The organism is Novosphingobium hassiacum, assembly GCF_014196055.1.
In the GTDB taxonomy this organism is placed as follows: Bacteria; Pseudomonadota; Alphaproteobacteria; order Sphingomonadales; family Sphingomonadaceae; genus Novosphingobium; species Novosphingobium hassiacum.
In genome coordinates this window covers 233,077-258,134 of the sequence record NZ_JACICY010000005.1, presented here as the reverse complement: position 1 = coordinate 258,134, position 25,058 = coordinate 233,077, and the positions used below count along the sequence as shown (strand labels likewise).

The window sequence follows — 25,058 nt, the reverse complement described above, 5'->3', positions numbered from 1 at the left end:
ACGGGAGGGCCATCAATAAACTCCCCTCCCGCCTGCGGGAGGGGTCGGGGAGGGCCTGTCCGCTACCCCAAAGTGGCCAACCACCCCGCCATGTCAGCCTTGCCCCGCTCGGTATAAGCCTCCTTGCGGGCCTTCTTCTTTACGCCATGCAACGGCGGAAACAGCCCGAAGTTCACGTTCATCGGCTGATAGGTCTCCGCCTCGGCATCACCGGTAATGTGCGAAAGCAATGCGCCCAACGCAGTCGTGCGCGGGGGCGGCGTCCAGTCGCGACCGGCGATCTGCGCCGCCGTCATCAAGCCCGCCAGCATCCCGACCGACGCACTCTCGACATAGCCCTCGCATCCAGTGATCTGCCCGGCAAAGCGGATGTGTGGCGCCGACTTCAGCCGCAACTGCCGATCAAGCAGCGTCGGCGAGTTGAGAAACGTATTGCGGTGCAGCCCGCCAAGCCGCGCGAACTCCGCGTTCTCCAGCCCCGGAATCGTCCGGAACACGCGCACCTGCTCGGCATGCTTCAGCTTGGTCTGGAAGCCGACCATGTTCCAAAGCGTGCCCAGCTTGTTGTCCTGGCGCAACTGCACCACCGCATAAGGCCAGCGCCCGTTTGGATGCTCCGGGGTCGCCCAGTGCGGATTGTCGAGGCCCACCGGCTTCATCGGGCCATAGCGCAGCGTCTCGATCCCGCGCGCCGCCATCACCTCGACCGGCATGCAAGCGTCGAAGTAGGGGGTGTTCGCCTCCCACTCCTTGAACTCGGTCTTTTCGCCCGCGATCAGCTCTGCATGGAAATTCTCGTACTGCTCACGCGTCATCGGACAGTTGATGTAGTCGCGCCCGTCGCCGCCTAGCGCGATCGAGGCTTCGGCGCCCTTGTCCCAGCGCGATGCCATCCACGCTACGTCCATGTCGATGCTGTCACGATAGACGATCGGTGCTATCGCATCGAAAAATGCCAGGCTGTCCGCGCCCGTCGCCGCGCCGATACTCGATGCGAGGGCAGGAGCGGTCAACGGTCCGGTCGCGACGATCGTCAAGCCATCGGACGGCAGCACGTCCACGCGCTCGCGCACGATCTCCAACGTCGGCTGCGCGGCCAATGCTTCCTCAACCGCCGCCGAAAACACCTCGCGATCCACCGCCAGCGCCGAACCTGCAGGCACGCGCGCCTTCTCGGCCGCAGCCATCAGCAGGCTGTCGCACCCGCGCATTTCATGATGCAGCAGACCGACAGCATTCTTCTCATGATCGTCGGATCGGAACGAATTCGAGCACACCAGTTCGGCCAACCCGTCGCTGTTGTGCGCCGCAGTGGTATCGCCGCCCCCGCGCATCTCCGAAAGGCGCACGTGCACGCCGCGGCGCGCCAACTGCCACGCCGCTTCGCTTCCGGCCATGCCGCCGCCGATGATGTGTACCTGATGTGCCATGCTCAAGCCCTTGGCATTGCAGCGCCGTTGCGGCAAGACCGACCGAAGTCCGTTAGGGAAGGGGGCCTGTGCCAAAACGCGCGCTGATCGAGAAACGACCGTGGCTGGTAGCCAGCCTGATCGCAGGCGTCAGCTACTGGCTCGCCGCCAAGGGCCATACTCCCGGTCTGTTTCTGATCGCATGGAAAGGCGCGGGCGTTGCGTTCCTGGCGGCCTACGCGTGGGCGCACCATCCCTCGCGCAATGCGCATCTGCTGGCGCTGGTCATGGCGCTGGGCGCGATCGGGGATGTAGCGCTTGAAGTGAACTTCACCGCTGGGGCGCTCGCTTTCATGCTCGGCCATCTCGCCGCGATCACGCTGTACCTGAAAAATCGTCGGCCAGCGCCGACTGGGAGCCAGAAGGCCGCCGCCATCGCGACGTTGCTCGGAGTGCCGCTGATCACATGGCAACTGACCCACGCCGTCGATGTCACCTTTTACGCCCTCAGCCTCGCTGGGATGGCCGCCGCCGCCTGGATAAGCAGCTTCCCGCGTTATCGCGTGGGAACAGGCGCAATGCTGTTCGTTGCGTCGGACCTGCTGATCTTCGCGCGAATGGGCCCGCTGGCCACGAGCGTCATACCCGGCCTGCTGATCTGGCCGCTGTATTATTTCGGCCAGTTCCTGATCTGCACCGGCGCCATCAAGACACTGCAGACCGTCCCTTCGTCATTCCCGCGCAGGCGGGAATCAAGTGGCGAGGGCAGAGCTGGGTTCCCGCGCAGGCGGGAATGACGCGGACCGGGGGCGTTCAACCCGCTACCGGCAACTTGACCCCATTAGCCTCGTCGCGCTCCAACGGGCCGTAAGCTACCGCCGCGCTTAGCGGCAGGTCGCCGTATATATGCGGAAATAGCTGCCCCCCGCGTGATGCTTCCCACTTCACCGCATCGCCCAGCGCTTCCAGGTCCACCGCGACCACGTGCAGATCATCCTGCCCGACAAAGTGCTTGTCGACCGTCTCGGTCAGTTGCGCAGCGGTCGACAGGTGGATGTAGCCATCGGCCAGATCGACCTGCGCGCCCTTGAACACGCCGGTCTCAAGCTCGGCCATCTGCGCCGCCGTGAGCACCTTGTAAGCGACAGTCGACTGCTCGCTCATTCCGTAGCACCCTCGTCGTCAACAGCGTCGCCGACATCGGGATCAGCCTGATCCACCTCTGCACCGACGTCCTCGACCACTTCAGGATCCTCGAGCAGCCGCACCGCGCTGACCACGTGCTCGCTGTCCGCAACCGTGAACAGCCGCACGCCCGCAGACCCGCGTCCGATCACGCGCAGCGATACCAGCGGCAGACGGATCAACTTGGCCTGATCGGTCACCAGCATCAGCTGATCGGCCTGCACCGCCGGGAAGCTCGCAACCACCGGACCGTTACGCGCGATGTTGTCGATATTGGTGATGCCTTGACCACCACGACCCGTACGACGATACTCGTAGGCAGACGACATCTTGCCGTAGCCGTTGGCGCAAACCGTCAGGATGAACTGCTCGCGCTCTGCCATGAAGGCATAGCGCTCCTGGTCGGCCATCTCGCCTTCCTTTTCACCCTTCCACGGAGCGTAGCGCAGATATTCCTCACGCTCTTCAGGCGAGGCGCCCACGCGGTGCAGAATCGACAGCGAGATCACCTCGTCGTCACCCTTCAGCGTCATGCCGCGTACACCAGTCGAAGTGCGACTGGTGAACTCACGCACTTCGTCACCGGCAAAGCGAATCGCCTTGCCTGCGCGCGTTGCCAGCAGCACGTCGTCGGTATGGTTGAGCAGTGCCACGCCGATGAGGCGATCCGCGCTGTCCTCTTCGAACTTCATCGCGAACTTGCCGTTCGACGGGATGTTCGCAAACGCATCCATCGAATTGCGCCGCACGTTGCCCTTGGCCGTCGCGAACACCACCGACAGCGCGCCCCATTCCGCCTCGTCCTCGGGCAGCGGCAGCACGGTCGCGATCGTCTCGTCCTTGTCGAGCGCGGGCAACAGGTTGATTACCGGGCGTCCGCGTGTGGTCGGCCCGCCCTCGGGCAGGCGCCACACCTTCAGGCGATAGACCTTGCCCTTGGTCGAGAAGAACAGCACCGGCGTATGCGTGCTGGTGACGAACATCGTCGCCACGGCATCTTCTTCCTTTGTCGCCATCCCCGAACGGCCTTTGCCGCCCCGGTTCTGCGCGCGGAAGGTCGAGAGCGGCGTGCGCTTGATATAGCCGTCGAGGGTGATCGTGACGACCATGTCCTCGCGCTCGATCAGGTCTTCGTCCTCGATACCGTCGGCAGGCGCGGTGATCTCGGACAGGCGCGGCGTCGCAAAAGCGGCGCGCACTTCGATCAGTTCCTGGCGCATGACCTCGAACAGCTTCTCGCGGTCGGCCAGAATTGCGAGATATCCGGCGATCGCTACCGCCAGACCTTCCAGCTCGCCGCCGATCTCGTCACGGCCGAGAGCCGTGAGCCGGTGCAGCCGCAGATCGAGAATCGCGCGAACCTGCGTTTCGGACAGGCGGTAGGTGGCATCGCCCGCCGTGCCGATGTCCTCGATTGCCTCGACCAGACGGATGTAGGGCGCTATGTCGCCCATCGGCCATTCGCGCGCGATCAACTTTTCGCGCGCCGTCGCCGGGTTGGGCGATCCGCGAATGATCCGTACCACTTCGTCGAGATTGCTCACCGCAACCACGAGACCGAGCAAGATGTGCGCCCGGTCGCGTGCCTTGTTCAGCTCGAACTTGGTACGCCGCGTGATCACTTCCTCACGGAAGCGGACGAACGCCTCGATGATGTCCTTGAGGTTCAGGACCTCGGGACGGCCGCCGCGAATCGCCAGCATGTTGGCGGGGAAGCTCGATTGCGCGGGCGTGTTGCGCCAGATTTGGTTGAGCACCACTTCGGGCGTCGCATCGCGCTTCAGCTCGATGACGACGCGCACGCCTTCACGGTTGGACTCGTCGCGGATGTCCGAAACACCCTCGATTCGCTTGTCCTTGGCGGCCTCGGCCAGCTTTTCGACAAGACCGGACTTGCCGACCTGATAGGGGATCGACGTAAGCACGATCGCGCGACGGTCGCCCCGGTTTTCCTCAACCTTGTGCCGCGCGCGCATGATGATCGAACCGCGGCCTTCATGATAGGCCTTGCGCGCGCCCGAAGTGCCAAGGATCAACGGCGCTGTCGGAAAGTCGGGAGCTGGAATGATCTCGATCAACTCGTCGATCGTGATCAGTGGGTTCTCCATATAGGCGAGGCAACCGTCGATCACTTCGCCCAGATTGTGCGGCGGAATGTTCGTCGCCATGCCGACCGCGATGCCGCCAGCACCGTTAACCAGCAGGTTGGGGAAGCGCGCTGGCAAGACCTGCGGTTCGTGCTCCGACCCGTCGTAGTTCGGGGTAAAGTCGACCGTGTCCTTCTCGATGTCGCCCAGCAGCGAATCCGCGACTTTTGCAAGCCGCGCCTCGGTGTAACGCATCGACGCCGGCGGATCGGGGTCCATCGAACCGAAGTTGCCCTGACCGTCGATCAGCGGCAGCCGCATCGACCAGTCCTGCGTCATGCGCGCCAGGGCATCGTAGATCGCACTGTCGCCGTGCGGGTGATACTTGCCCATGCAATCGCCGACGATGCGCGCCGACTTGCGATAGGCCTTGGTCGAAACGAACCCGTTCTCATGGCTCGTCCACAGGATTCGGCGATGGACCGGCTTCAACCCGTCGCGCACGTCCGGCAGCGCCCGGCTCACGATCACGCTCATTGCGTAATCGAGGTAGCTGGTCTTCATCTCGTCGACGATGTCGATCCGCTGGAATTCGCCATCCGGCGAAGGAGCGGGGGGGTCGATGATCGTGGTGTCGTCGCTCACGGTGGTGGCTTTTCGCTTCTGTTAATAGGGATACCCCGAGGCACTAGGACAATTGGTTGCCCAAAGCCAGCAACGGGCGCTGAATCGCCCGGATTTTCCACACTTGCGACAGACTGCCTGAATATTCGGACGATACGCCATTCAATCGCCGTTCAAGCTAAAAAGGATAGCTATCTCCCCGTTGCAAAGGTCCGGTTTCCGCGCCACTAGCGGGACTGACCTTGGTTGAGAGGATACCGGACAAACATGCGTACCGGGCAGGGGTTACCTTGCCTTCGCATCCGGTCAGACAGGAGACGATTTCTATGCGTAGTTCTTTCGGGTTGATCGGCAAGACCGCAATGGCCCTTGCGCTCTCGGCCGGCATGCTGACGGTCGGCGCGACCTCAGCCGTCGCCAAGGAAAAGGCCCCCAAGGAGCAGAAGGGATCGTATTCCAAGGAGTTCGTTGCCGCTGCCACGCCAATCCAGAAGACCGTGGGCGCGCTCGACGCTGCAAAGAAGTCGGGTGCCACGCCTGAAGCGCAGAAGGCGCTGCTCGGCAATGCAACGGCTGAACTCGCAGCAGCCGAAGCTGCAATTCAGACCCCGCTGGATCGCATGGCGGCGGGTGGCTGGGCGGTCAGCATCGGCGGCGTCCTGAACGATACCAAGATGCGCCAGCGTGGCGTCAAGAACATGCTCGACAGCGGCCAGGTCCCTGCCGCAAACCTGACGGAATATCAGTTCTATCTCGGCAACTTCGCCTATGCGAACAAGGATTACGCAACCGTCGTCAGTGCGCTGACTCCTGTCGTTCAGGCGAACTTCAAGGACGACACTGCAGCCGAGCTTCTTGCTGATGGCTATTCGCAGCAGGGCCAGCATGCCCAGGCGCTCGAAGCGTTGAAGGCTGCCGTCGCTGCGCGCAAGGCTGCCGGCGGTGCCGTGCCCAATAGCTGGTACAAGCGTGCCAACGTGATCGCCTATACCAACAAGCTTGGCCCGCAGGCGATCGAATGGTCGACGCTGATGGTCGAGAATGAGCCCTCAGCGCTGAACTGGCTAGGTGCAGGACAACTGGTGCGCGAGTTCGGGTCGTTTACCAACCAGGAATCGCTGGACCTTGGTCGGCTGTTGCTCCGTACGGGCGGCCTCAACAACGAAAAGAAGTTCGTTGAGCGTGAATACGTCGAATATATCGAGGCAGCCGATCCGCGTCGTCTTCCCGGCGAAGTGCTGAAGGTCGCTAACATGGGCGTCGCCGCGGGCGTATTGAGTGCAAGCGATCAGTTTGTGGCCGACGCGATAAGCCAGGCCAAGGGTCGCATCGGGCCGGACAAGGCCTCGCTGCCTGCGCTCGACCGCGAAGCCCGCGCTGGCAAGGACGGCAAGAGCGCGCTGGCTATGGCTGACGCCTACCTTTCGTACGACGACGCCGCCAAGGCTGAGGAAATGTACGCGATGGCGATCGCCAAGGGCGGCATCGACAAGGATCGCGCGGTGATGCGCATGGGCATCGCCCAGATCGACCAGAAGAAGTTTGCCGAAGCCAAGGCGTCTTTCGGTCAGGTCACCAACGCCACTCGCGCTCCGCTGGCGCGGCTGTGGTCGGCCTATGCCAGCACCCAGCTCCAGCCCAATGCGGCAGCGCCTGAGCAATCGTAAGATCGCGCTCGCAGACGCTGAATACCAAAAGGGCGGCCTTCGCGGGCCGCCCTTTTTCATATCCGGGTCATCGCAGGATCAATCGATCGGCGCAAACTCACCCGTCGTTTCGTCCAGCACGTGCAGCAATCCGTCCGAGATCGCAAAAAACGCGCCGCGCAGATGAAGCTCGCCGCTGGCCTCCTTGCGCTGAATGCACGGGAAGGTCCGCAGGTTTGCAAGGCTGGCGCGGACGCCGGCCTGTTCCATCGCACGTTCGGCATCGCGCCCGGTGGTTCCGTGCTGGTGGACCACATCCTCGCGGACATCATCGAGCAGCGCGATCCAGTCCGCGATAAAGCCGCCTTCGCCCGGTACCGTGCCCTTGAGGCTCTGCGTCAGTGCCGCTTGGGCACCGCCGCAAAGACCGTGGCCCATTACGACGATTTCCTTGACCTTGAGCACCTGTACCGCAAATTCCAGCGCTGCCGACACGCCGTGACGGCCCGGGGTCGTCTCGAACGGCGGGACCATTGCTGCGACATTGCGCACCACGAAGATTTCACCGGGGTCGACATCGAAGATTTGTGCAGGATCGACCCGGCTATCGGAGCAGGCAATGACCATCACCTTGGGCTCTTGCCTGTCGCCAAGTTCCTTCCAACGCTCCAGATTCGGCGTCCATCCGTGTGTGCGGAAGCGGTGGTATCCGGCGATCAGCCGGTCGAGATCGGGTGTGGGGGCCTGGGTCATGAGCGAGCTAATGCCCGCATAGATTGGGTCTTTCAAGTGCATGAAGTTAGGCTTATCTGGGCGGCATGACCGAGACCACGATATCGCCCGCACTCCGCCCCGCAAATACGACCGAACGCCAGCGCAAGCCTGACTGGATTCGCGTCAAGGCGCCGACCAGCAAGGGTTACGGTGAAACGCGCAACCTGATGCGCGAACTCGGCCTCAATACGGTGTGCGAGGAAGCGGCCTGTCCGAACATCGGCGAATGCTGGACCAAGAAGCACGCGACCGTCATGATTCTCGGCGACGTCTGCACCCGCGCCTGCGCCTTCTGCAACGTCAAGACCGGCATGCCGCGCGCAGTCGATCCGCTCGAACCGATGAACGTGGCGACCGCCGCAGCAAAGCTTGGCCTTGAGCACATCGTCATTACCTCGGTCGACCGCGATGACCTTCCCGACGGTGGCGCAGGCCACTTCGTCAAGGTGATCAAGGCGCTGCGCGAGACGACTCCGAACACGACCATCGAAATCCTGACTCCCGATTTCCGCAACAAGATGGAAGCCGCAGTCGAGGCGATCGTCGATGCAGGTCCCGACGTCTACAACCATAACCTCGAAACCGTACCGCGGCTCTATCCCACGATCCGTCCCGGCGCGCGCTACTACGCCTCGCTGCGGCTGCTCGAACAGGTCAAGCGCCACGATCCGCGGCTGTTCACCAAGTCGGGCGTTATGCTCGGCCTGGGCGAACAGCGGCTCGAGGTGCACCAGGTCATGGACGACATGCGCAGCGCGCAGATCGACTTCCTGACGATGGGCCAGTATCTCCAGCCGACGCCCAAGCACACTAAGGTAATCGAGTTCGTGCCACCCAAGGCATTCGACGCCTATGGCGCGATCGCGCGCGCCAAGGGCTTTCTGCAAGTCGCCGCCAGCCCGTTGACCCGCTCCAGCTATCACGCCGGCGATGATTTCCGCCAGATGCGCGCCGCACGCGAAGCGCAACTCGCCAAGGCCGCGCAAAAGGCCTGAAGCAGGACACAAGATCGTGCCGCGCATTGATCAGACCCGGGAACTGCCGTGGTCGGCAGACCAGATGTTCGACCTCGTCGCCGATGTGCGCCGCTATGCCGAATTCCTGCCATGGGTCGTCGCCACCCGCGTCAAGTCGGACAGCGACGACGTGATGATCGCCGACATGCTCGTCGGCTTTAGCGCCCTGCGCGAAAAGTTCACTTCGCGCGTGGTCAAGGACCGGCCGTCATCTATCAAGGTCGAATACATCGACGGACCGCTCAAGCAACTGGCCAACGACTGGACGTTCACGCCCAACCCGAACGGCGGATGCCGGATCGACTTTTCGGTGGACTTCACCTTCCGCAACGCGATCTTCGAAAAGCTGGCCGGACAGTACCTTGATGCCGCATTCCGCAAGATGGTCGCCGCGTTCGAAAAGCGGGCCGAACAGCTTTACGGCAGCAGCAGTTCCAGCGCCACCAGCGTCGCCTGAAAGCGCACTTCGGCGCGGGTCTTGGCATCCTCGAAGTACTTCAATTCAGCATTCGTCGTCTCGGGATCTTCGTTGCGCTTGGCGCAGGCGAAGACGACTGTCCCCACCGGCTTCTGCTCCGATCCACCGTCCGGCCCCGCCACGCCGGTGATTGCCACCGCAACGTCCGCGCCCGACTTCTTCAACGCGCCTTGCGCCATCGACCACGCGACCGCGATCGACACCGCGCCAAAGGTGTCGATCACATCCTCCGACACGCCGAGCATCTGCATTTTGGCTTCGTTCGAGTAGGTCACGAAGCCCCGGTCGAGGACTGCCGAACTGCCGGAGACTTCGGTCAACGCCGCTGCCACAAGCCCGCCGGTGCAACTCTCGGCCACCGCCACCTTGCGTCCCAGCGCGGCATTCTCTTCGATCACCCGCCGGGCAAGTTCGCCGATCTCGGCAGGAAGCAGGCTGTCCATGAGGTTAGTTCGCAGCCTTGCAGATAGGGAGGGACGAGGTCTTGCCGGCTTTTGGCTTGTCCGCCATCACCAGCACGAAAGTGATCAATTCAGCCGTGTTCTCGGCCGGCAGAGGCGACAGGATCCGCACGCCGCGTTCGATCGCGGTGCACTGATCCGGCTTGATTTCGCCGCCCACCATTTCCGAAACCATCGCCTCGACGAAAGGTTGCAACGCACTATCGGGCAGGGCACCGATGGTCTTGTTGAGCGAAGGATCCTTGGCCGATCCCAGCTTGAGAAAAGCGCTCTTCGCGCCCGGCCAGTTGGCCTGCTTGCGCGAGGCATATCGCCCGGCAAATTCGCTTCCGCGCGTCGCAAAGAAGCCGGTGGGCGCCAGATGTGGCTTGCATGCCGTCATCGCGCCTTCGATCACTGAGGGCAGCGCATAACCGACCAGCGAGCCTACTTCGCCCTCGTTGAGACATTCTGCTGCATGGGCCATTTGCACTTGCGCCAGCGCCAGTCCGGCCGCCGCTAAAAAGACTTTCCGGGAAAGCGTCATCACGTCAATCTCCAGCGGTTCAAACCGCGACCACCGTCGCCACAGCCTGTGCCGCGATACCTTCGCCACGACCGGTCAGGCCCAGACGTTCGGTGGTCGTCGCCTTGACCGAGACCGCGCCCAAGTCAATCCCGAGAATCCGGGCGAGCGCCTGACGCATTTCAAGCTTGTGCGGTCCGATCTTCGGGGCCTCGCAGATGATCGTCACATCGATGTGCGCAATCCGGCACCCAGCCTCGGCCACCAAATGCCCCGCGTGAGCCAGAAATCGATCGGACGAGGCACCTTTCCATTGCGGATCGGACGGCGGGAAGTGGTCACCGATGTCGCCGGCAGCAATCGCGCCGAGCAACGCATCGACCAGCGCATGGATCGCGACGTCGGCATCCGAATGTCCCGACAGGCCCTTGCCGTGGGGGATGTGCACCCCGCAAAGCCACAGTTCCTCACCTTCAACCAGACGGTGAACGTCGAAGCCCATGCCCGTTCGCGGCAACACGCTCATTTCCGTTTCCTCAAGATCGGCTGCAAACGTCACCTTGCGCAAGGCCTCGTCCCCAACCGTCAGCGCCACGACAAGACCTGCAGCAACCGCAACTTGTGCATCGTCACCCGCATCGGTCGCGCCCTGCCAGCCACGGTGAGCCGCAAGAATCGCCGCAAAATCGAACGCCTGAGGGGTCTGCACGCGAAATAGCCCATCGCGCGAAACCGCCGCCGCCATGGCGCCAGCCTCACCGCGCACCAGACTGTCGACCACCGGCAGCACCGGAATCGCCGCAGAGCTCGTCTCAAGGGCGGCCAGCAACGCATGGATCACCACCCGAGGCAGCACGGGCCGCGCAGCATCGTGGATCAGCACCCGCGCCGGGGCGTCTACCTCCAGCGACTCAAGCGCCAGACGCACCGAATCCTGCCGCGTATCACCGCCACGAATCCGTCGAACTCCAGCGATTCCAGCAAGACAGTCCGCCGCAACTTCGTCCCAGCCTTCGGGAATAGCCACCACCACGGGTGCGATTCCCGCCGCAACCAGCGCTTCTACCGAATGGCGCACCAACGGCTTGCCCCGCCACATCACGAACTGCTTTGGCACTGCGCCGCCTGTGCGCAGGCCCTTTCCCGCAGCGACGACGACTGCGGCAACTTTCGGTCCGGTGGGGGAAGGGGAGCCATCCATTGCGCGCTGCCTCTACCAGCGCATGGGCCGACGGAGCAACAGCCTTGCCGCAATGCCGACAATCGACTAAGCGCGTGCCTGTTTTTTAGGCAGATGTCCCCAATGTCGCACGTCCCGGTCCCGCCCCAGCTTCAGCCTATCCAGATCGGCCCGGTCACGGTCGATTGCCCGGTCGTGCTCGCGCCGATGACTGGCGTGTCCGACCTGCCGTTCCGCACGATCGTTCGCCGTTTCGGCTCAGGCCTCAACGTGACCGAGATGATCGCCAGCCCCGCCGCGATCCGCGAGACGCGCCAGTCGATCCAGAAAGCCGCGTGGCACCCGATCGAGGAGCCCGTGTCGATGCAACTCGTTGGCTGCGATCCCGAACAGATGGCCGAGGCGGCCAAGCTGTCCGAGGACAAGGGCGCTGCAATCATCGACATCAACATGGGCTGCCCGGTGCGCAAGGTCGTTAACGGCGACGCCGGGTCCGCGCTGATGCGCGACATCCCGCTCGCCACCCGCCTGATCGAGGCGACGGTCAAGGCGGTCAATGTCCCCGTCACCGTCAAGATGCGCATGGGCTGGTGCCACGATAGCCTCAACGCACCGGAACTCGCGCGCATCGCGCAAGACATCGGCGCAAAGCTGATCACCATCCATGGTCGCACCCGCAACCAGCTCTACAAGGGCAGCGCAGACTGGGCCTTCGTCCGCCGCGTCAAGGAAGCCGTGACCGTACCGGTTCTCGTCAACGGCGACATCTGTGCGATCGAGGACGTTGCCACCGCCATCGAGCAGAGCGGCGCAGACGGCGTGATGATCGGGCGCGGCGCCTATGGGCGGCCCTGGTTGCTCGGCCAGGTCATGCATTGGCTGCGCACCGGCGAACGCCTCGCCGATCCGACCCTGCCTGAACAATACGCCCTGATCATCGAACACTACCAGGCGATGCAGGAACATTACGGCGCGATCACCGGTGTCAACATGGCGCGCAAGCACCTCGGTTGGTACACCAAGGGCCTTCACGGCTCGGCCGATTTCCGCAACAAGGTCAACTTCATCGACGACCCCGAAGCGGTGGTCGCCAGCCTCGCCGAGTTCTACGGCCGCGCAATCGAGCACCAGCTTGCCTCGGGCGATGCTGTGGCGGAGCGGCGCGCAGCCGCATGATCGCGCTTCCCGACTGGCGCAGGCAGGAGGCCGGGCAAAAGCCCGATCCCAAGCGCGTCGTCGCCAGCCTCCCGCTCGCGCTGCTGCAACTCGATCCAGACCTGATCGTCCAGGCGGTCAATCCCGCTGCCGAGCAACTTCTCGGGCAGGGAGCGCGCCGCCTGATCGGCAAGTCGGTCGCCGAACTGTTCGAATTCGACGAGCCGCTGATCCTCGGCAGACTGGCTGAAGGCGAGGCGCAGTTGTTCGCGCGCGGTGTGCGCGTCCACATTCGCGGTCAGGCCCCGCGTCCGTTCGACGTGATGACCAGCCCGGTGACCCATTGCCCCGGATGGCAACTGCTGATGCTGCACGAAGGCGTCGGCGTCGAAGCGCTTTCGGGCGATGGGCGCGGCGCGGGCGGGGGCGAGGGCATCGCCCTGCGCGCGCCCGACGTGCTCGCCCACGAAATCAAAAACCCGCTGGCCGGCATTCGCGGCGCGGCCCAGCTGCTCGACCGAAAACTGTCGGAAAGCGACCGCGCGATGACTGGGCTGATCACCGCCGAAGTCGATCGTATCGCCAAGCTGATCGACCAGATGCAATCGCTTTCGCGCCGTCGCGCTGAACCGGCGCAGTCATGCAACCTGCACGAGGCCGTACGCCGCGCGCAGGCCGTCATCGCAGCGGGCGCGCCCGAACCCGTTGCGATCGAGGAGGAGTTCGACCCTTCGCTGCCACCGATCATGGCAAATCCGGATTCGCTGGTGCAGGTCATGCTCAATCTGATGAGCAACGCGCGCGAGGCCTGCCGCTTTCAGGCCAGGCCGCGCATGATCGTGCGTACGCGGTTCGCCAGCGGCATCCAGCTCCATGCAGGGCCAGGCGGCAAACCGCTGCGCCTGCCGATCGAGTTGCGCATTTCCGACAACGGTCCGGGTATCGACCCATCGCTGCGAGATCACATTTTCGAACCGTTTGTCACCGGCAAGAAGAACGGGCAGGGCCTCGGCCTCGCGCTCGTCCAGAAGCTGGTGCGCGAAATGAACGGCCGCATCACCCATGATCGCGACGAGCTTGGTGGCTGGACCCATTTCCGTATTCATCTTCCCGTCGCGGGCTCGGTAGCCGGATGAGCATGACCAAACGCGTTCTCCTCGTCGAAGATGATGCCTCGATCGCGCTGGTCATCACCGCTGCGCTCGAAGCCGAGGGCTTTGAAGTCGATCGCTGCGATTCCATCGCGGACCGCGACCGCTTTCTTGCCCGCCATCACTACAAACTGCTGCTGACCGACGTGATGCTGACCGATGGCGACGGCATCGAAACCCTCGGCGGCGTACGTGAAGCCGATCCCGCGCTGCCGATCATCATACTTTCGGCGCAGAACACGCTCGACACCGCAGTCCGCGCGAGCGACACCGGCGCGTTCGAATACTTTCCCAAGCCGTTCGACCTTGAAGAGCTCATCCGCACGGTAACGCAGGCCATCGGCAAGGCCGAAGCCACCGACATCGACGTGCCGCAGGACGTGACCCAAGGCTTGCCTCTTGTTGGTCGCAGCGCCGCGATGCAGGCCGTCTATCGCATGATCACGCGCGTCCTGCGCAACGACCTGACCGTGCTGATCCTGGGCGAATCCGGCACGGGCAAGGAGCTCGTCGCCGAAGCGATCCACCAGCTCGGCAACCGCCGCTCGGGGCCATTCATCGCGGTCAACACCGCTGCCATCCCCGCAGAACTGATCGAGAGCGAGCTGTTCGGTCACGAAAAGGGTGCGTTTACCGGCGCCGTCGCCCGCTCCATCGGCAAGTTCGAACAGGCCAGCGGCGGTACGCTTTTCCTCGACGAGATCGGCGACATGCCGATGCAGGCGCAGACACGCCTGCTGCGCGCGCTTCAATCGGGCAAGGTCCGTCGCGTCGGCGGGCGGGACGAAATCACGCTCGATTGCCGCATCGTCGCCGCAACCAACCGCGATCTCCTGCCGATGATTGCCGCAGGCACCTTCCGCGAAGATCTTTACTATCGGCTTGCTGTCGTCCCCATCGAACTCCCGCCCTTGCGCGAACGCACCGACGATATCGAAGCCCTGTCGCGGCACTTTCTCGCCAAGGCCGCGACCGAGGGCCTGCCACGCCGCCAGTTGTCGAGCACCGGCGCGGAAATACTCGCCCGTCAGCCTTGGCGCGGTAACGTCCGCGAACTGCGCAACTTCATTTATCGCGTGGCACTGCTTGCGCGTGAGGAAGTGATCGACGCGGTCGCCATCGAGCCATTGCTCACGCAATCCGAGGGCGCATCGTCGCCCCGGATCGATGACGTATCGCCACCCGCCACGTCCGATCTCGCCTATGCGGTTTCGGCATGGCTCACAGACAACGCGCCGCCCCACGGCGAAATCTACGACGCCGCGCTCGCTGCGTTCGAACGGCCACTGTTCCTCAACGTGCTCGCACAGACTGGTGGCAACCAGTTGCGCGCCGCACAGCAGCTTGGCATCAACCGCAACACCTTGCGCAAGAGACTGTCCGATCTGGGTATTTCGCCCGAGGATTATCTCGTCAGAGACTGAGACACATCACGTCGGCTGACGACGAGACCGCGTTTGTCGGTTTCCCCTTGCAATAATGCCACAGGGGTGTTGTGATCGTGCAACGATGCATCAGGAACGCTCAGTCAAGGTTCGACGTCTGCCGCGCTGGTGGCGGCGCGTGCTCGTGACCCTGCGACGCGCCAATGTTTTCCTGCTACTCGAAGGTGCCACGGCTACAGTTCTCGCCCTGATGGTCGCAGTAAGCTGGCTTACCGTCACCGGGTCGAGCGAGGAGGGGCAGGTTCTGCCGTCCCGCCTCACATCGACCTTGCTGATCGGCACACTGGTCCCGGCCATGGCGCTGCTGATCCTGGGTGGCAGGCGCCTGGCGATCCGTCGCGCCACGCGCAGCGTCGTCGGGTCGAGCGGGCGATTGCATGTCCGCCTTGTCTGGCTGTTCTCGCTGATTGCCGCCATCCCGACGCTGCTCGTCGTCGTCTTTGCCTCGGTCCTGTTCCAGTCCGGTGTCGAATTCTGGTTTTCCGACAACTCGCGCGGGATGCTCGAAAACGCCAACAAGCTTGCGCGCGGTTACTACGAAGACAAGCTGCGCGATGTCGGCAACGAAACCGTCACGATGGCCGGCGACATCCGCGACTATCTCGATCAGGCCGCGATCACCTCGACCGAATTTGCCGAGGGCTACTCGTTCCAGGTCCTCAGCCGCCAGCTCAACGAATCCGCGATCCTCGAACGCGCGCCCGACGGATCGCTGCGCACCGCCGCGATCGTCGATCCGGAGAAGAGCGATAGACGCCAGCGCGTGACGCCTGAGGATCTCAAGCGGCTCGACGCAGGCGAAAGCGTTGTTGTCACCGCATCGGCCGAGCGGATCGAAGCGGTCACTCCGGTCGATAAGCGTCGTGGCATCTACCTCTACGCCGCGCGCACCTCGAACGCGCTCGCACTCGAACAATGGGAGCGCGCGCAGACCGTCCTCAAGTCCTACGACATGCTGATCTCGCGCTCGCGCGCGCTGCAGTTGCGCTTCAATCTCGCGCTGTTCGGCGTCAGCCTCATGCTGGTCGGCGTGGCAGTATGGGCGGCATTGCGCTTTGCCGACCGGCAGGTTGCGCCACTCGCCGAACTGGTCTCCGCCGCGCGCACCGTCGGCAGCGGCAATTTCGCGATGCGCGTTGCACAAAGCAGCGGCTCGGACGAAATCGGGCTGCTTGCCCGCGCCTTCAACCGCATGACCCGTCAACTCGAAGGCCAGACACAGGCGCTGGTCTCCGCAAATGCGCAGCTCGAAGTGCGCCGCGCCTTCATCGAGGCGGTGCTTGAATCGATCACTGCCGGCATCGTCTCGATCGGACGCGATGGCGCGATCCAGCTGATCAACAGTTCCGCGCTACGCCTGATGCTCGATGCCAAGGCGCCTTCGCCAGTGGGACGCCCGCTCGCCGAAGTGTCGCCGGTCTTCGCCCAGCTTGTCGCCTCGCGCCAGGCCAGCAACGTCATCCAGCACCCGCTCGGCGGCGATTTGCGCACCCTTGCGGTCCGTATCGTCGAGGACAGCAACGGCCATGTCATCACGTTCGAGGACATCACCCGCCAGCTGCTCGATCAGCGGCGTGCAGCATGGTCCGACGTTGCCCGCCGCATCGCGCACGAAATCAAGAACCCGCTCACCCCGATCCAGCTGGCCACCGAACGCCTGCGCCGCCGCTATGGCCGTCAGATCGAGACCGACCCCGAACTGTTCGAGGAACTGACCGCCACGATCATCCGGCAGGTCGGCGAGCTACGCAAGATGGTCGACGAGTTCTCCTCCTTCGCCCGCCTGCCAAAGCCCGTGTTCCGCGCCGAGGATGCGAGCGATCTCGTCCGCCAGTCGATGTTCCTGCAGGAAGTAGCGCATACCGGCATCGCCTATAGCTTTGCCTGCGATGAACCCAGCGTGCCTGTCGAATGCGATCGCCACCAGTTTGGTCAGTGCATGACCAATGTCCTCAAGAACGCAGTCGAAGCGATTGAAGCCAAAGCAAAGGTTGAGGACGTCGATTACCGTGGGCGGATTGCGGTTACGCTTGCCGGGGATCTCGAGACGGTCACCGTCAGCGTGACCGACAACGGTATCGGCCTGCCTGCAGAGCGCGAGCGCATTCTCGAGCCGTACATGACCACGCGCGAGAAAGGCACCGGCCTGGGCTTGGCGATCGTCCACAAGATCGTCGAGGAACATGGTGGCGAGATGGCCTTCCAACCCGAGCCCGGCGGAGGCACCCGCGTCACGATGCGCTTCGCACGCAACCCCGTCTCATCAGCAGATACCAACGGCACCGAACAGGACTGACAGGACCCATACGATGGCACTCGATATCCTCATCGTCGACGACGAACGCGACATCCGCGAACTTGTGGCCGGCGTGCTCAGCGACGAAGGCTACGGTTGTCGCCTGGCTGCCGACAGCACCGCCGCGCTCGCCGCGATCGACGAACGTCGCCCGAGCCTCGTGCTGCTCGACGTCTGGCTTCACGGCAGCCCGATGGACGGCCTCGAAGTGCTCGATGAGATCAAGAAGCGCGAACCCGAACTGCCGGTGATCATCTTTTCGGGCCACGGCAACATCGACACTGCCGTTTCGGCGATCAGTCGCGGCGCGATGGACTTCCTCGAAAAGCCGTTCGAAGCCGAACGCCTGCTCCTGCTGGTCGAACGCGCGACCGAAACCGAACGCCTGCGCCGCGAGAACGCGCGCCTGCGCCAGGGCTTCGTCACGGCGGACGAATTCACCGGCAACAGCACCTCGATCAATCAGGTCCGTGCCACGCTCAAGCGTATCGCCAACACCGGTAGCCGCCTGCTGATCACCGGCCCCGCAGGATCGGGCAAGGAAGTCGCGGCGCGCCTGCTCCATTCGTGGAGCCCGCGTGCGCAGAACGCGTTCGTCACCGTCAATTCTGCGCGCATCACGCCCGAACGCTTCGAACAGGAGCTGTTCGGCGAAGAAGTCGATGGCAAGCTGGTCCGCGCAGGCCTGCTAGAAATGGCCGATGGCGGCACGCTGTTCCTCGACGAAGTGTCGGACATGCCCGCGTCCAGTCAAGCCCGCATCCTGCGAGTCCTCACTGAGCAATCGTTCGTGCGCGTCGGCGGGCACCGCCAGTTGCGCGTCGATGTCCGCGTCGTCTCGTCCTCGTCGCGCCCGCTCGAAAAGGAAATCGCCGAGCGCCGCTTCCGCGAAGACCTCTATTACCGTCTCAACGTCGTGCCTGTGACTATCCCGTCGCTGACCGACCGGCGCGAGGACATTCCCCCCCTCGTCGACCACTTCTTCGCCCGCTACGCCAACGAACAGGGCGTAGCACCGCCCGCCGTAACGCCCGAAGCGATGGCTGCGATGCAGAGCTATGACTGGCCCGGAAACGTCCGCCAGCTGCGCAACGTGATTGAGCGCACGGTCATCCTCGCCCCGCGCGATCGACTCGCCCGGATCGACGCCGATATGCTCCCTTCAGAGATCGTCAGTACGCCGATGGGCGGCGAAACCGGCGGCTCGGCCCTGATGGGCGTACCCTTGCGCGAAGCCCGCGAGAATTTCGAGCGCGAGTATCTCAAGGTCCAGATTCGCCGGTTTTCGGGCAATATTTCCAAGACAGCCAGCTTCATCGGGATGGAGCGCTCGGCACTCCACCGCAAGCTCAAGCTACTTGGCATGGCCGAACGCAAGGATGGCGAAGACGACGACTGACCGCGTTCACGCGCAAACAACATCTGCACATACGCATTTTTTCGGAACCCGGTGCAATTTCTCATGTTTACGCATGAGCCTTGGCACCATACATGTGGGACCGAACCCGGCCGAGACAGAAGACTGTCAAAGCCAGATCGCTCAGGCCCGTTACGAGACTTGAGCCAAGATAAAACGGAGTCACGTAAAATGACCGGAAAGACACTGACCGCACGGCCCAAGGCAAAAGCCGATCCCGTTCCGGCTGCCGAAACGGCACCTGCTGTAGCAACGCCGGGACCGACGGGCGGGAAGGGCCAGAACCTTCAGGACTTGTTCCTCAATCACCTGCGCAAGAACAAGACGCCTGTCACGATGTTCCTGGTAAAGGGCGTCAAGCTGCAGGGTATCGTCACCTGGTTCGACAATTTCTCGATCCTGCTGCGCCGCGATGGCCAATCGCAACTGGTTTACAAGCACGCGATCTCGACCATCATGCCCGGCCAGCAGCTGTCCGTCGCGCACTTCCAGACCGGGGGTGAGGAGAACGCCAAGAAGGCACGGCTGCTGCAGGAAGTGTTCCTGTCCAGTGTCCGCGACTCGGGCGTGCAGGTCACCATGTTCCTGGTCAACGGCGTGATGCTTCAGGGCAAGGTCGCTTCGTACGATCTGTTCTGCATGCTGCTCGAGCGTGAAGGCTACGTCCAGCTCGCCTACAAGCATGCCGTTTCAACAATTCAGCCGGCCGGCCACGTCGATTTGACGGGCGACTGGGATGGCGAGGAAACCTGAGCACTTTCGAATTTGGCAACAACACCGGCGACGTTGCCGGTGAGGTTACGCGCGGTGCGCGCGCGCTCGTGGTCCTCCCCGACATCAAGCAGCGGGGAGGGGGCCTCGGTGCTGATGCCGAATCTCGCCTCGAAGAAGGGCAGGGCCTTGCCCGCGCCATCGGGATCGAAGTGGTGGATTCGTTCATCCTGCCGATCCGCGCCGTGCGCCCCGCCACGCTGTTCGGTGAAGGGCAGGTCGAACGCATTGGCGTCGCCTGCAACCAGTCGGATGCCGAGCTGGTCATCGTCGACGGTTCGCTGTCGGCGATCCAGCAGCGCAATCTCGAAGAAAAGCTCAAGCGCAAGGTCATTGACCGCACGGGGCTGATCCTCGAGATCTTCGGCGAGCGTGCAGCGACAGCTGAAGGTCGCTTGCAGGTCGAACTTGCGCATCTGGATTATCAGGCTGGACGCCTTGTCCGGTCATGGACTCACCTGGAACGCCAGCGCGGCGGCTTCGGCTTCCTTGGCGGCCCCGGCGAAACCCAGATCGAGGCCGATCGCCGCCAGATCCGCAATCGCATGGGCCGCCTGCGCAAGGAACTCGAGCAGGTCCGCCGCACGCGCGGCCTTCATCGCGAACGCCGCCAACGCGCGCCGTGGCCGGTCATCGCCTTGGTAGGCTACACCAACGCGGGTAAGTCTACCCTGTTCAACAGGCTGACAGGCGCTGACGTCATGGCGGAAGATCTGCTGTTCGCCACGCTAGATCCCACCATGCGCGCAATTCGCATGCCCGGTGTCGATAAAGCCATTCTGTCGGACACGGTCGGTTTCATCTCGGACCTTCCGACCCAGCTCGTCGCCGCTTTCCGCGCCACGCTCGAAGAAGTGACTGCGGCGGACGTGATCGTGCACGTCCGCGATGTCGCCAATCCCGCAACGGCAGATCAGAAAGCCGAAGTCGAAGCGATCCTGGCCGACCTCGGCGTGAATGCCGATGACGGACCCAAGGTTCCGGTCATCGAGGCATGGAACAAGTGGGACCTGCTGTCCGCGGATGAGCAGGCAATGCGGCTCGACCTGATCGCCGCCAGGATAACTGAGACGGTTGTCGTGCCGGTGTCTGCGCTGACCGGCTCGGGCGTCGATGATTTGCTCGAAACGCTCGGCGAAATGCTCACCAGCGGTGCGCAAACGCTTGAGATGACGATTCCTTTGTCCAACGGCCAACGCCTCGCATGGCTGCACGCGCATGGCGACATCATCGAGGAGCGGCAGGTCGATCAGGCAGAGGAGGGGCCTGCGATGCGGATCAAGGTGCGTCTGACCACGCGCGAACTAGGGCGCTTCACCACGCTCTGATCGTTTCACTTGGCTCCACAAAGCCTCCTGCTCCTCGAGCGAAAGCGAAGGGAATGTTCCCGGAGCCAAAGCTTCCATGCCCCTGAACCGGCGTTCGAACTTGGCGTTGGCCTCGCGCAGCGCATCTTCGGGCGCGACGCCATATTTGCGTGCGACATTGACGGTGGCGAACAGCAGGTCGCCCGCTTCGGCAACGCGCTCATTGTCCGAGGTAGCCTCTTCAAGCTCCTGCAATTCCTCGACAACCTTGTCCACTGCGCCATGCGCATCCGGCCAATCGAAGCCCTGTCGTGCGGCTCGCTTCTGCAACTTGTCGGCGCGCATCAACGCCGGCAGCGCCAGCGCCACGCCATCCATTGCGCTCAGCGCACCTTTGGCTTCACGCTCGCTCGCCTTGGCGCTCTCCCACCGGTCATCGCGGCTCTGATCGCTTGGCGTCTCGTGACCGAAGACGTGAGGATGCCGCGCTTCCATCTTGTCGGCGATGGCAGCGGCAACATCGTCGAATGCAAACAGCCCGAGTTCTTCGGCGATCCGCGCGTGGAACACGACCTGAAGCAGCAGGTCACCGAGTTCTTCCTTCAGCGCCGCCATGTCATCGCGGGCAATGGCATCATCGACTTCGTAGGCTTCCTCGATCGTATAGGGCGCGATCGTTGCAAACGTCTGCGCGCAATCCCACTCGCAGCCATGTTTCGGATCACGCAAGCGCGCCATGATGGCAAGCAACCGGGAGAGCGATGTATTTCCGGTGAGAGGGGACATATCGACCGCCACAGAAAACCCTCGATTCAAAATTGATAATAAGTATTATGTTAAATGTAGGCGGCCGCTTTACCAACCGAGCATCGAGAACACGAGCGCCGCCGCTATAAACAGAAAGCCCCACAGCGCCGCTGCTCCCAGTCCTTCGGATAGCCCGATCCGCTGTCCGCGCAAGTTCGCGACGACCAGAACGAGCGCCATGGCGATGCCGATGATCCTGACGATATCGTCGCCCGTCACACCACGATCTCCAGGCCATCATAAGCCGGTTGAACATGCGCCGGCGTCTCGGCTGCAAGCGTCGCATAATCCATCGACTTGTCGAGATGCGTCAAGACGCCCTGGCCAACGCGGCAGGCCTCGATCAACTCCAGCGACATCTCAAGATGCGCATGCGTCGGATGCGGTTTACGGCGCAAGCAATCGACAACCAGCACATCGACCCGGTCGAACAGGCTGACCATGTCGCTGGTAATCTCGCTGAAATCTGTCGCGTAACCGACTGATTTTCCGCCCTGATCAAAGCGATAAGCGGTAGATTGCGCGGGACCGTGCGGCATCTGGCAATGTTTCACGCCCATTCCGCAGATCATCCGCACCCGATCGAGGTTATCCAGTGCGCAAATCGTGTGATAACCGTGCTCCCCGGCAAACACATAGCCGAACCGCTGCCGCAGCCGCCGCACCGTCTCACTGGTGGCATAGCCCGGGATCGGTCCTGCACGGCCATAGCGCAGAGGACGCAGGTCATCGATCCCATGGCAGTGATCGGCATGGTCGTGGGTCCACAGCACCGCGTCCACCCGGTCGATGTCACAGCTGAGAAACTGCTGGCGCAAGTCCGTCGGCGTATCGACCAGAATGCGGCTGCCGTCGTCGCCCTCGACCATGATCGCGACGCGCGTCCGCCGGTTCTTCGGCTCGGTCGGATCGCAATCGCCCCAGTCGTTGCCGATACGCGGCACACCGGTCGAAGTGCCCGCTCCCAGAACGACCAGTTTCACAGGGATGCCTTGCCGAACAGCCGGAAGAAGTTCGCGCCGGTCACGTCCGCCAATGCCTCGGTGCTTGTTCCGCGAAGCTCTGCGACAAATGCGCACGTGTTCGCCACGAACGCAGGCTCGCAGACCTTTCCGCGATGTGGCACCGGCGCCAGGAACGGCGCATCGGTTTCGACCAGTATCCGGTCATCAGGCAGATCGGCAGCAACCGCCTGCAAGTCCTTGGCATTCTTGAACGTCACGATACCCGAAAGCGATATCGTCAGCCCCAGTTCCAGCATCTTTCGTCCGAAGTCGGCCGACGCGGTGAAGCAGTGGATCAGCGCGGGGAATGCGCCGCGCGCCATTTCCTCGGCAATGATCCGGGCGGTATCGTCCTCGGCATCGCGCGTGTGCACGATCAGCGGCAGGCCGGTCTCTCGCGCAACGCGAATGTGCACCCTGAACAGATCCTGCTGAACCTGCCGGTCTGAATGGTCGTAATAGTAGTCGAGCCCGGTCTCGCCGATCGCGATAACGCGCGGATGCTCGGCCGCCGCAAGCAACGCTGCTTCGCCAAGGTCAGCGTGCGCGTCGGCTTCGTGCGGATGGATCCCGATGCTGGCCCAGACGTCGCTTTCGCGCTCCGCCGTGGCGACGATCGCATCCCATTCTGACCGCCGGGTCGAAATGTTGAGGAACCCTCGCACCCCGCTGTCGCGCGCACGCCCAAGCACCTCGCCCTGCGCTTCGACCAACCCCTTGTAATTGAGGTGACAATGCGAATCGATCAGCATCATGCCGCTTGCTCGGGCAGTTCGAGCCGTGGGAACGCAGGCACCGGCTGCGCAAGCTTCTCGCCCGTTGCCACCCGCGCCATGTACCAGTCGGCATCGGTCAGCGCGGTGTGATCGCGGCCATCCAGCGGGATGCCGATCTGGTCGAGCACCTTTGCCGCAGCCTTCGGTACGACCGGCGCAATCGCGATTGTCAGGTCACGGATCGCCATGAACAGCGTCAGCAACACCGCCTTCATCCGCGCAGGATCGGTCTTGCGCAGCGTCCACGGCGCTTGCTCGTCGACATAGGCATTGCATGCAAAGACCGCGCGCATCCACGCCTCTATCCCGGCGGAAAAGTTCAGCGCGGCAAATTCGCGCGGCAGCTCGTCATGCGTCGCTGCGAACACTGTGGCCAGCAGCGCTTCGTCAGCCTCGGCACTCGAAAATGCCTCAAGATCACCATCCATGTTCTTGAAGATCATGGAAAGAACCCGCTGCACAAGGTTTCCATAGCTGTTGGCCAGCTCGGCATTGCAGCGCGTCACGATCGCCTCGGCCGAGTAGGACCCGTCCTGCCCGAACGCCACATCGCGCATCAGGAAATAGCGCAGTGGGTCGACCCCGAACCGTTCGGCCAGTTCCAGCGGATCGGTCACGTTACCCAGAGATTTCGATTCTTTCTGCCCGCGATTGAGCAGGAAGCCGTGCCCGAAAACCTGCTTGGGCAGCGCGAGGCCCGCGCTCATCAGGAATGCCGGCCAGTATACGGCGTGAAATCGCACGATGTCCTTGCCGATCAGGTGCAGATCTGCAGGCCAATAGTTTGAAAAGTCGCCATCTTCCTTGGGAAAGCCCAACCCCGTCAGGTAATTGGTCAGCGCATCGACCCACACGTACATCACGTGCCCGTCGCTGCCCGGAACCTTCACGCCCCAGTCGAAGCTCGTCCGCGACACCGAAAGATCGCGCAAGCCGCCTTCGACGAAACGCATCACCTCGTTGCGGCGGCCATCGGGCTGGATGAACTGCGGTTGTGACTCGTACAGCGCCAGCAGCGGCTCAGCGTACTTCGACAGCCGGAAAAACCAGCTTTCCTCGACGGTCCATTCCACCGGCGTGCCCTGCGGAGACAGCTTCTCGCCCCCCTCCCCGGCCACCAGTTCGCTCTCGTCGTAGTAAGCTTCGTCACGAACCGAATACCAGCCTTCATACCGATCGAGATAGAGATCGCCATTGGCTTCCATCCGACGCCACAACTCCTGGACCGCCGCGTGATGCCGCTCCTCGGTCGTGCGGATGAATACGTCGTAGGAGATATCAAGACCGTCGCACATCACCATGAAATATTGCGACATTTCGTCGCAAAGCTCGCGCGGTGCTACACCCGTCTCGCGCGCTTTTTGCATCATTTTCAGGCCGTGCTCGTCGGTGCCGGTCTGAAACCGCACGTCGCGTCCCATTTGTCGCTGGAACCGCGCGATCACATCGGCAGCGATCGCCTCATAGGCATGGCCGATGTGCGGCTTGCCGTTCGGGTAGCTGATGGCAGTGGTGATGTAGAAGGGTTCGCCCATCGGGCCATTCGCTTTCGTGACAGGAATTC

At 63.1% G+C, this 25,058-nt stretch carries 23 protein-coding genes; 11 read left to right on the top strand and 12 right to left on the bottom strand.

Features of this window, described 5'->3' with window-relative positions; genetic code table 11:
- Window positions 1-62: 62 nt before the first annotated feature.
- Entirely contained in the window at window positions 63-1,430 is a 1,368-nt protein-coding gene (gene trmFO, locus GGQ88_RS12260; RefSeq protein ID WP_183613609.1) for a methylenetetrahydrofolate--tRNA-(uracil(54)-C(5))-methyltransferase (FADH(2)-oxidizing) TrmFO, read from the bottom strand.
- A 68-nt stretch (window positions 1,431-1,498) separates the two neighbouring features.
- Between trmFO and GGQ88_RS12255 the strand changes: the two genes are divergently transcribed.
- A complete protein-coding gene (locus tag GGQ88_RS12255) occupies window positions 1,499-2,206 on the top strand; it encodes a lysoplasmalogenase family protein (RefSeq protein WP_183613607.1) in 708 nt (235 codons plus the stop codon).
- Between the two features lie 16 nt (window positions 2,207-2,222).
- Here the strand turns inward: GGQ88_RS12255 and GGQ88_RS12250 are convergent, their stop codons facing one another.
- Both GGQ88_RS12250 and gyrA read right to left on the bottom strand, forming a co-directional pair.
- Entirely contained in the window at window positions 2,223-2,573 is a 351-nt protein-coding gene (locus GGQ88_RS12250; RefSeq protein ID WP_183613604.1) for a DUF952 domain-containing protein, read from the bottom strand.
- On the bottom strand, window positions 2,570-5,326 hold the full coding sequence (gyrA, locus tag GGQ88_RS12245) for a DNA gyrase subunit A (RefSeq protein WP_183613602.1): 2,757 nt from the start codon (window positions 5,324-5,326) through the stop codon (window positions 2,570-2,572). Before gyrA ends, GGQ88_RS12250 begins: the two co-directional genes overlap by 4 nt.
- 305 nt (window positions 5,327-5,631) lie before the next feature.
- Between gyrA and GGQ88_RS12240 the strand changes: the two genes are divergently transcribed.
- Complete coding sequence (locus GGQ88_RS12240; RefSeq protein ID WP_183613600.1) at window positions 5,632-6,972, top strand: hypothetical protein; 1,341 nt, start codon at window positions 5,632-5,634, stop codon at window positions 6,970-6,972.
- A 78-nt stretch (window positions 6,973-7,050) separates the two neighbouring features.
- Here GGQ88_RS12240 and GGQ88_RS12235 read toward each other — a convergent pair whose 3' ends face one another.
- The gene (locus GGQ88_RS12235) at window positions 7,051-7,704 is read right to left on the bottom strand and encodes a carbonic anhydrase (RefSeq protein ID WP_183613598.1); all 654 of its coding nucleotides are present in this window, start codon (window positions 7,702-7,704) and stop codon (window positions 7,051-7,053) included.
- Between the two features lie 65 nt (window positions 7,705-7,769).
- On the opposite strand from GGQ88_RS12235, the gene lipA reads away from it, so the two are divergent.
- Both lipA and GGQ88_RS12225 read left to right on the top strand, forming a co-directional pair.
- Entirely contained in the window at window positions 7,770-8,720 is a 951-nt protein-coding gene (gene lipA, locus GGQ88_RS12230; protein ID WP_183613596.1) for a lipoyl synthase, read from the top strand.
- Window positions 8,721-8,736: 16 nt separating this feature from the next.
- A complete protein-coding gene (locus GGQ88_RS12225; protein ID WP_183613594.1) occupies window positions 8,737-9,198 on the top strand; it encodes an SRPBCC family protein in 462 nt (153 codons plus the stop codon).
- Here GGQ88_RS12225 and GGQ88_RS12220 read toward each other — a convergent pair.
- From GGQ88_RS12220 to GGQ88_RS12210, 3 genes are read right to left on the bottom strand one after another with little or no spacing between them, the layout of a single operon-like run.
- A complete protein-coding gene (locus GGQ88_RS12220; protein WP_183613592.1) occupies window positions 9,159-9,662 on the bottom strand; it encodes a CinA family protein in 504 nt (167 codons plus the stop codon). The two genes, GGQ88_RS12225 and GGQ88_RS12220, sit on opposite strands and share 40 nt — an antisense overlap.
- Window positions 9,663-9,666: 4 nt before the next feature.
- Window positions 9,667-10,209 (bottom strand): hypothetical protein, encoded by a 543-nt coding sequence (locus GGQ88_RS12215; RefSeq protein ID WP_183613590.1) that lies wholly within the window; start codon window positions 10,207-10,209, stop codon window positions 9,667-9,669.
- A 16-nt stretch (window positions 10,210-10,225) separates the two neighbouring features.
- Window positions 10,226-11,386: a bifunctional 2-C-methyl-D-erythritol 4-phosphate cytidylyltransferase/2-C-methyl-D-erythritol 2,4-cyclodiphosphate synthase gene (locus GGQ88_RS12210; protein ID WP_183613588.1), complete on the bottom strand. Its 1,161-nt coding sequence runs from the start codon at window positions 11,384-11,386 to the stop codon at window positions 10,226-10,228.
- 102 nt (window positions 11,387-11,488) lie between these two features.
- Between GGQ88_RS12210 and dusB the strand changes: the two genes are divergently transcribed.
- The 7 genes from dusB (at window position 11,489) to hflX (ending at window position 20,928) form a co-directional block, all read left to right on the top strand.
- A complete protein-coding gene (gene dusB, locus GGQ88_RS12205) occupies window positions 11,489-12,541 on the top strand; it encodes a tRNA dihydrouridine synthase DusB (protein ID WP_183613586.1) in 1,053 nt (350 codons plus the stop codon).
- Window positions 12,538-13,656, top strand: a complete 1,119-nt coding sequence (locus tag GGQ88_RS12200; protein WP_183613584.1) for a two-component system sensor histidine kinase NtrB — start codon at window positions 12,538-12,540, stop codon at window positions 13,654-13,656. The genes dusB and GGQ88_RS12200 overlap by 4 nt, the downstream gene beginning before the upstream one ends.
- A 2-nt stretch (window positions 13,657-13,658) precedes the next feature.
- A complete protein-coding gene (locus GGQ88_RS12195; RefSeq protein WP_183613582.1) occupies window positions 13,659-15,095 on the top strand; it encodes a sigma-54-dependent transcriptional regulator in 1,437 nt (478 codons plus the stop codon).
- Window positions 15,096-15,180: 85 nt separating this feature from the next.
- Window positions 15,181-17,412 carry a sensor histidine kinase gene (locus GGQ88_RS12190; protein ID WP_183613580.1) on the top strand — a complete coding sequence of 744 codons (2,232 nt, stop codon included), beginning with the start codon at window positions 15,181-15,183 and terminating at the stop codon, window positions 17,410-17,412.
- Window positions 17,413-17,425: 13 nt separating this feature from the next.
- Window positions 17,426-18,811: a nitrogen assimilation response regulator NtrX gene (gene ntrX, locus GGQ88_RS12185; RefSeq protein ID WP_183613578.1), complete on the top strand. Its 1,386-nt coding sequence runs from the start codon at window positions 17,426-17,428 to the stop codon at window positions 18,809-18,811.
- Between the two features lie 189 nt (window positions 18,812-19,000).
- Window positions 19,001-19,582 (top strand): RNA chaperone Hfq, encoded by a 582-nt coding sequence (gene hfq / locus GGQ88_RS12180; RefSeq protein WP_183613575.1) that lies wholly within the window; start codon window positions 19,001-19,003, stop codon window positions 19,580-19,582.
- Window positions 19,579-20,928 (top strand): GTPase HflX, encoded by a 1,350-nt coding sequence (gene hflX / locus GGQ88_RS12175; protein ID WP_183613749.1) that lies wholly within the window; start codon window positions 19,579-19,581, stop codon window positions 20,926-20,928. Before hfq ends, hflX begins: the two co-directional genes overlap by 4 nt.
- Here the strand turns inward: hflX and mazG are convergent.
- The 5 genes from mazG to metG all read right to left on the bottom strand — a co-directional run bounded on the left by mazG (window position 20,905) and on the right by metG (window position 25,029).
- Window positions 20,905-21,693 carry a nucleoside triphosphate pyrophosphohydrolase gene (gene mazG / locus GGQ88_RS12170; RefSeq protein ID WP_183613573.1) on the bottom strand — a complete coding sequence of 263 codons (789 nt, stop codon included), beginning with the start codon at window positions 21,691-21,693 and terminating at the stop codon, window positions 20,905-20,907. The two genes, hflX and mazG, sit on opposite strands and share 24 nt — an antisense overlap.
- Window positions 21,694-21,762: 69 nt before the next feature.
- Window positions 21,763-21,933, bottom strand: coding sequence for a hypothetical protein (locus GGQ88_RS12165; protein WP_183613571.1), 171 nt, complete (start codon window positions 21,931-21,933; stop codon window positions 21,763-21,765).
- Complete coding sequence (locus GGQ88_RS12160; protein ID WP_183613569.1) at window positions 21,930-22,697, bottom strand: MBL fold metallo-hydrolase; 768 nt, start codon at window positions 22,695-22,697, stop codon at window positions 21,930-21,932. The genes GGQ88_RS12165 and GGQ88_RS12160 overlap by 4 nt, the downstream gene beginning before the upstream one ends.
- A complete protein-coding gene (locus tag GGQ88_RS12155) occupies window positions 22,694-23,470 on the bottom strand; it encodes a TatD family hydrolase (protein ID WP_183613747.1) in 777 nt (258 codons plus the stop codon). Before GGQ88_RS12155 ends, GGQ88_RS12160 begins: the two co-directional genes overlap by 4 nt.
- Window positions 23,470-25,029 carry a methionine--tRNA ligase gene (gene metG, locus GGQ88_RS12150; RefSeq protein WP_183613567.1) on the bottom strand — a complete coding sequence of 520 codons (1,560 nt, stop codon included), beginning with the start codon at window positions 25,027-25,029 and terminating at the stop codon, window positions 23,470-23,472. Before metG ends, GGQ88_RS12155 begins: the two co-directional genes overlap by 1 nt.
- Between the last annotated feature and the right edge of the window lie 29 nt (window positions 25,030-25,058).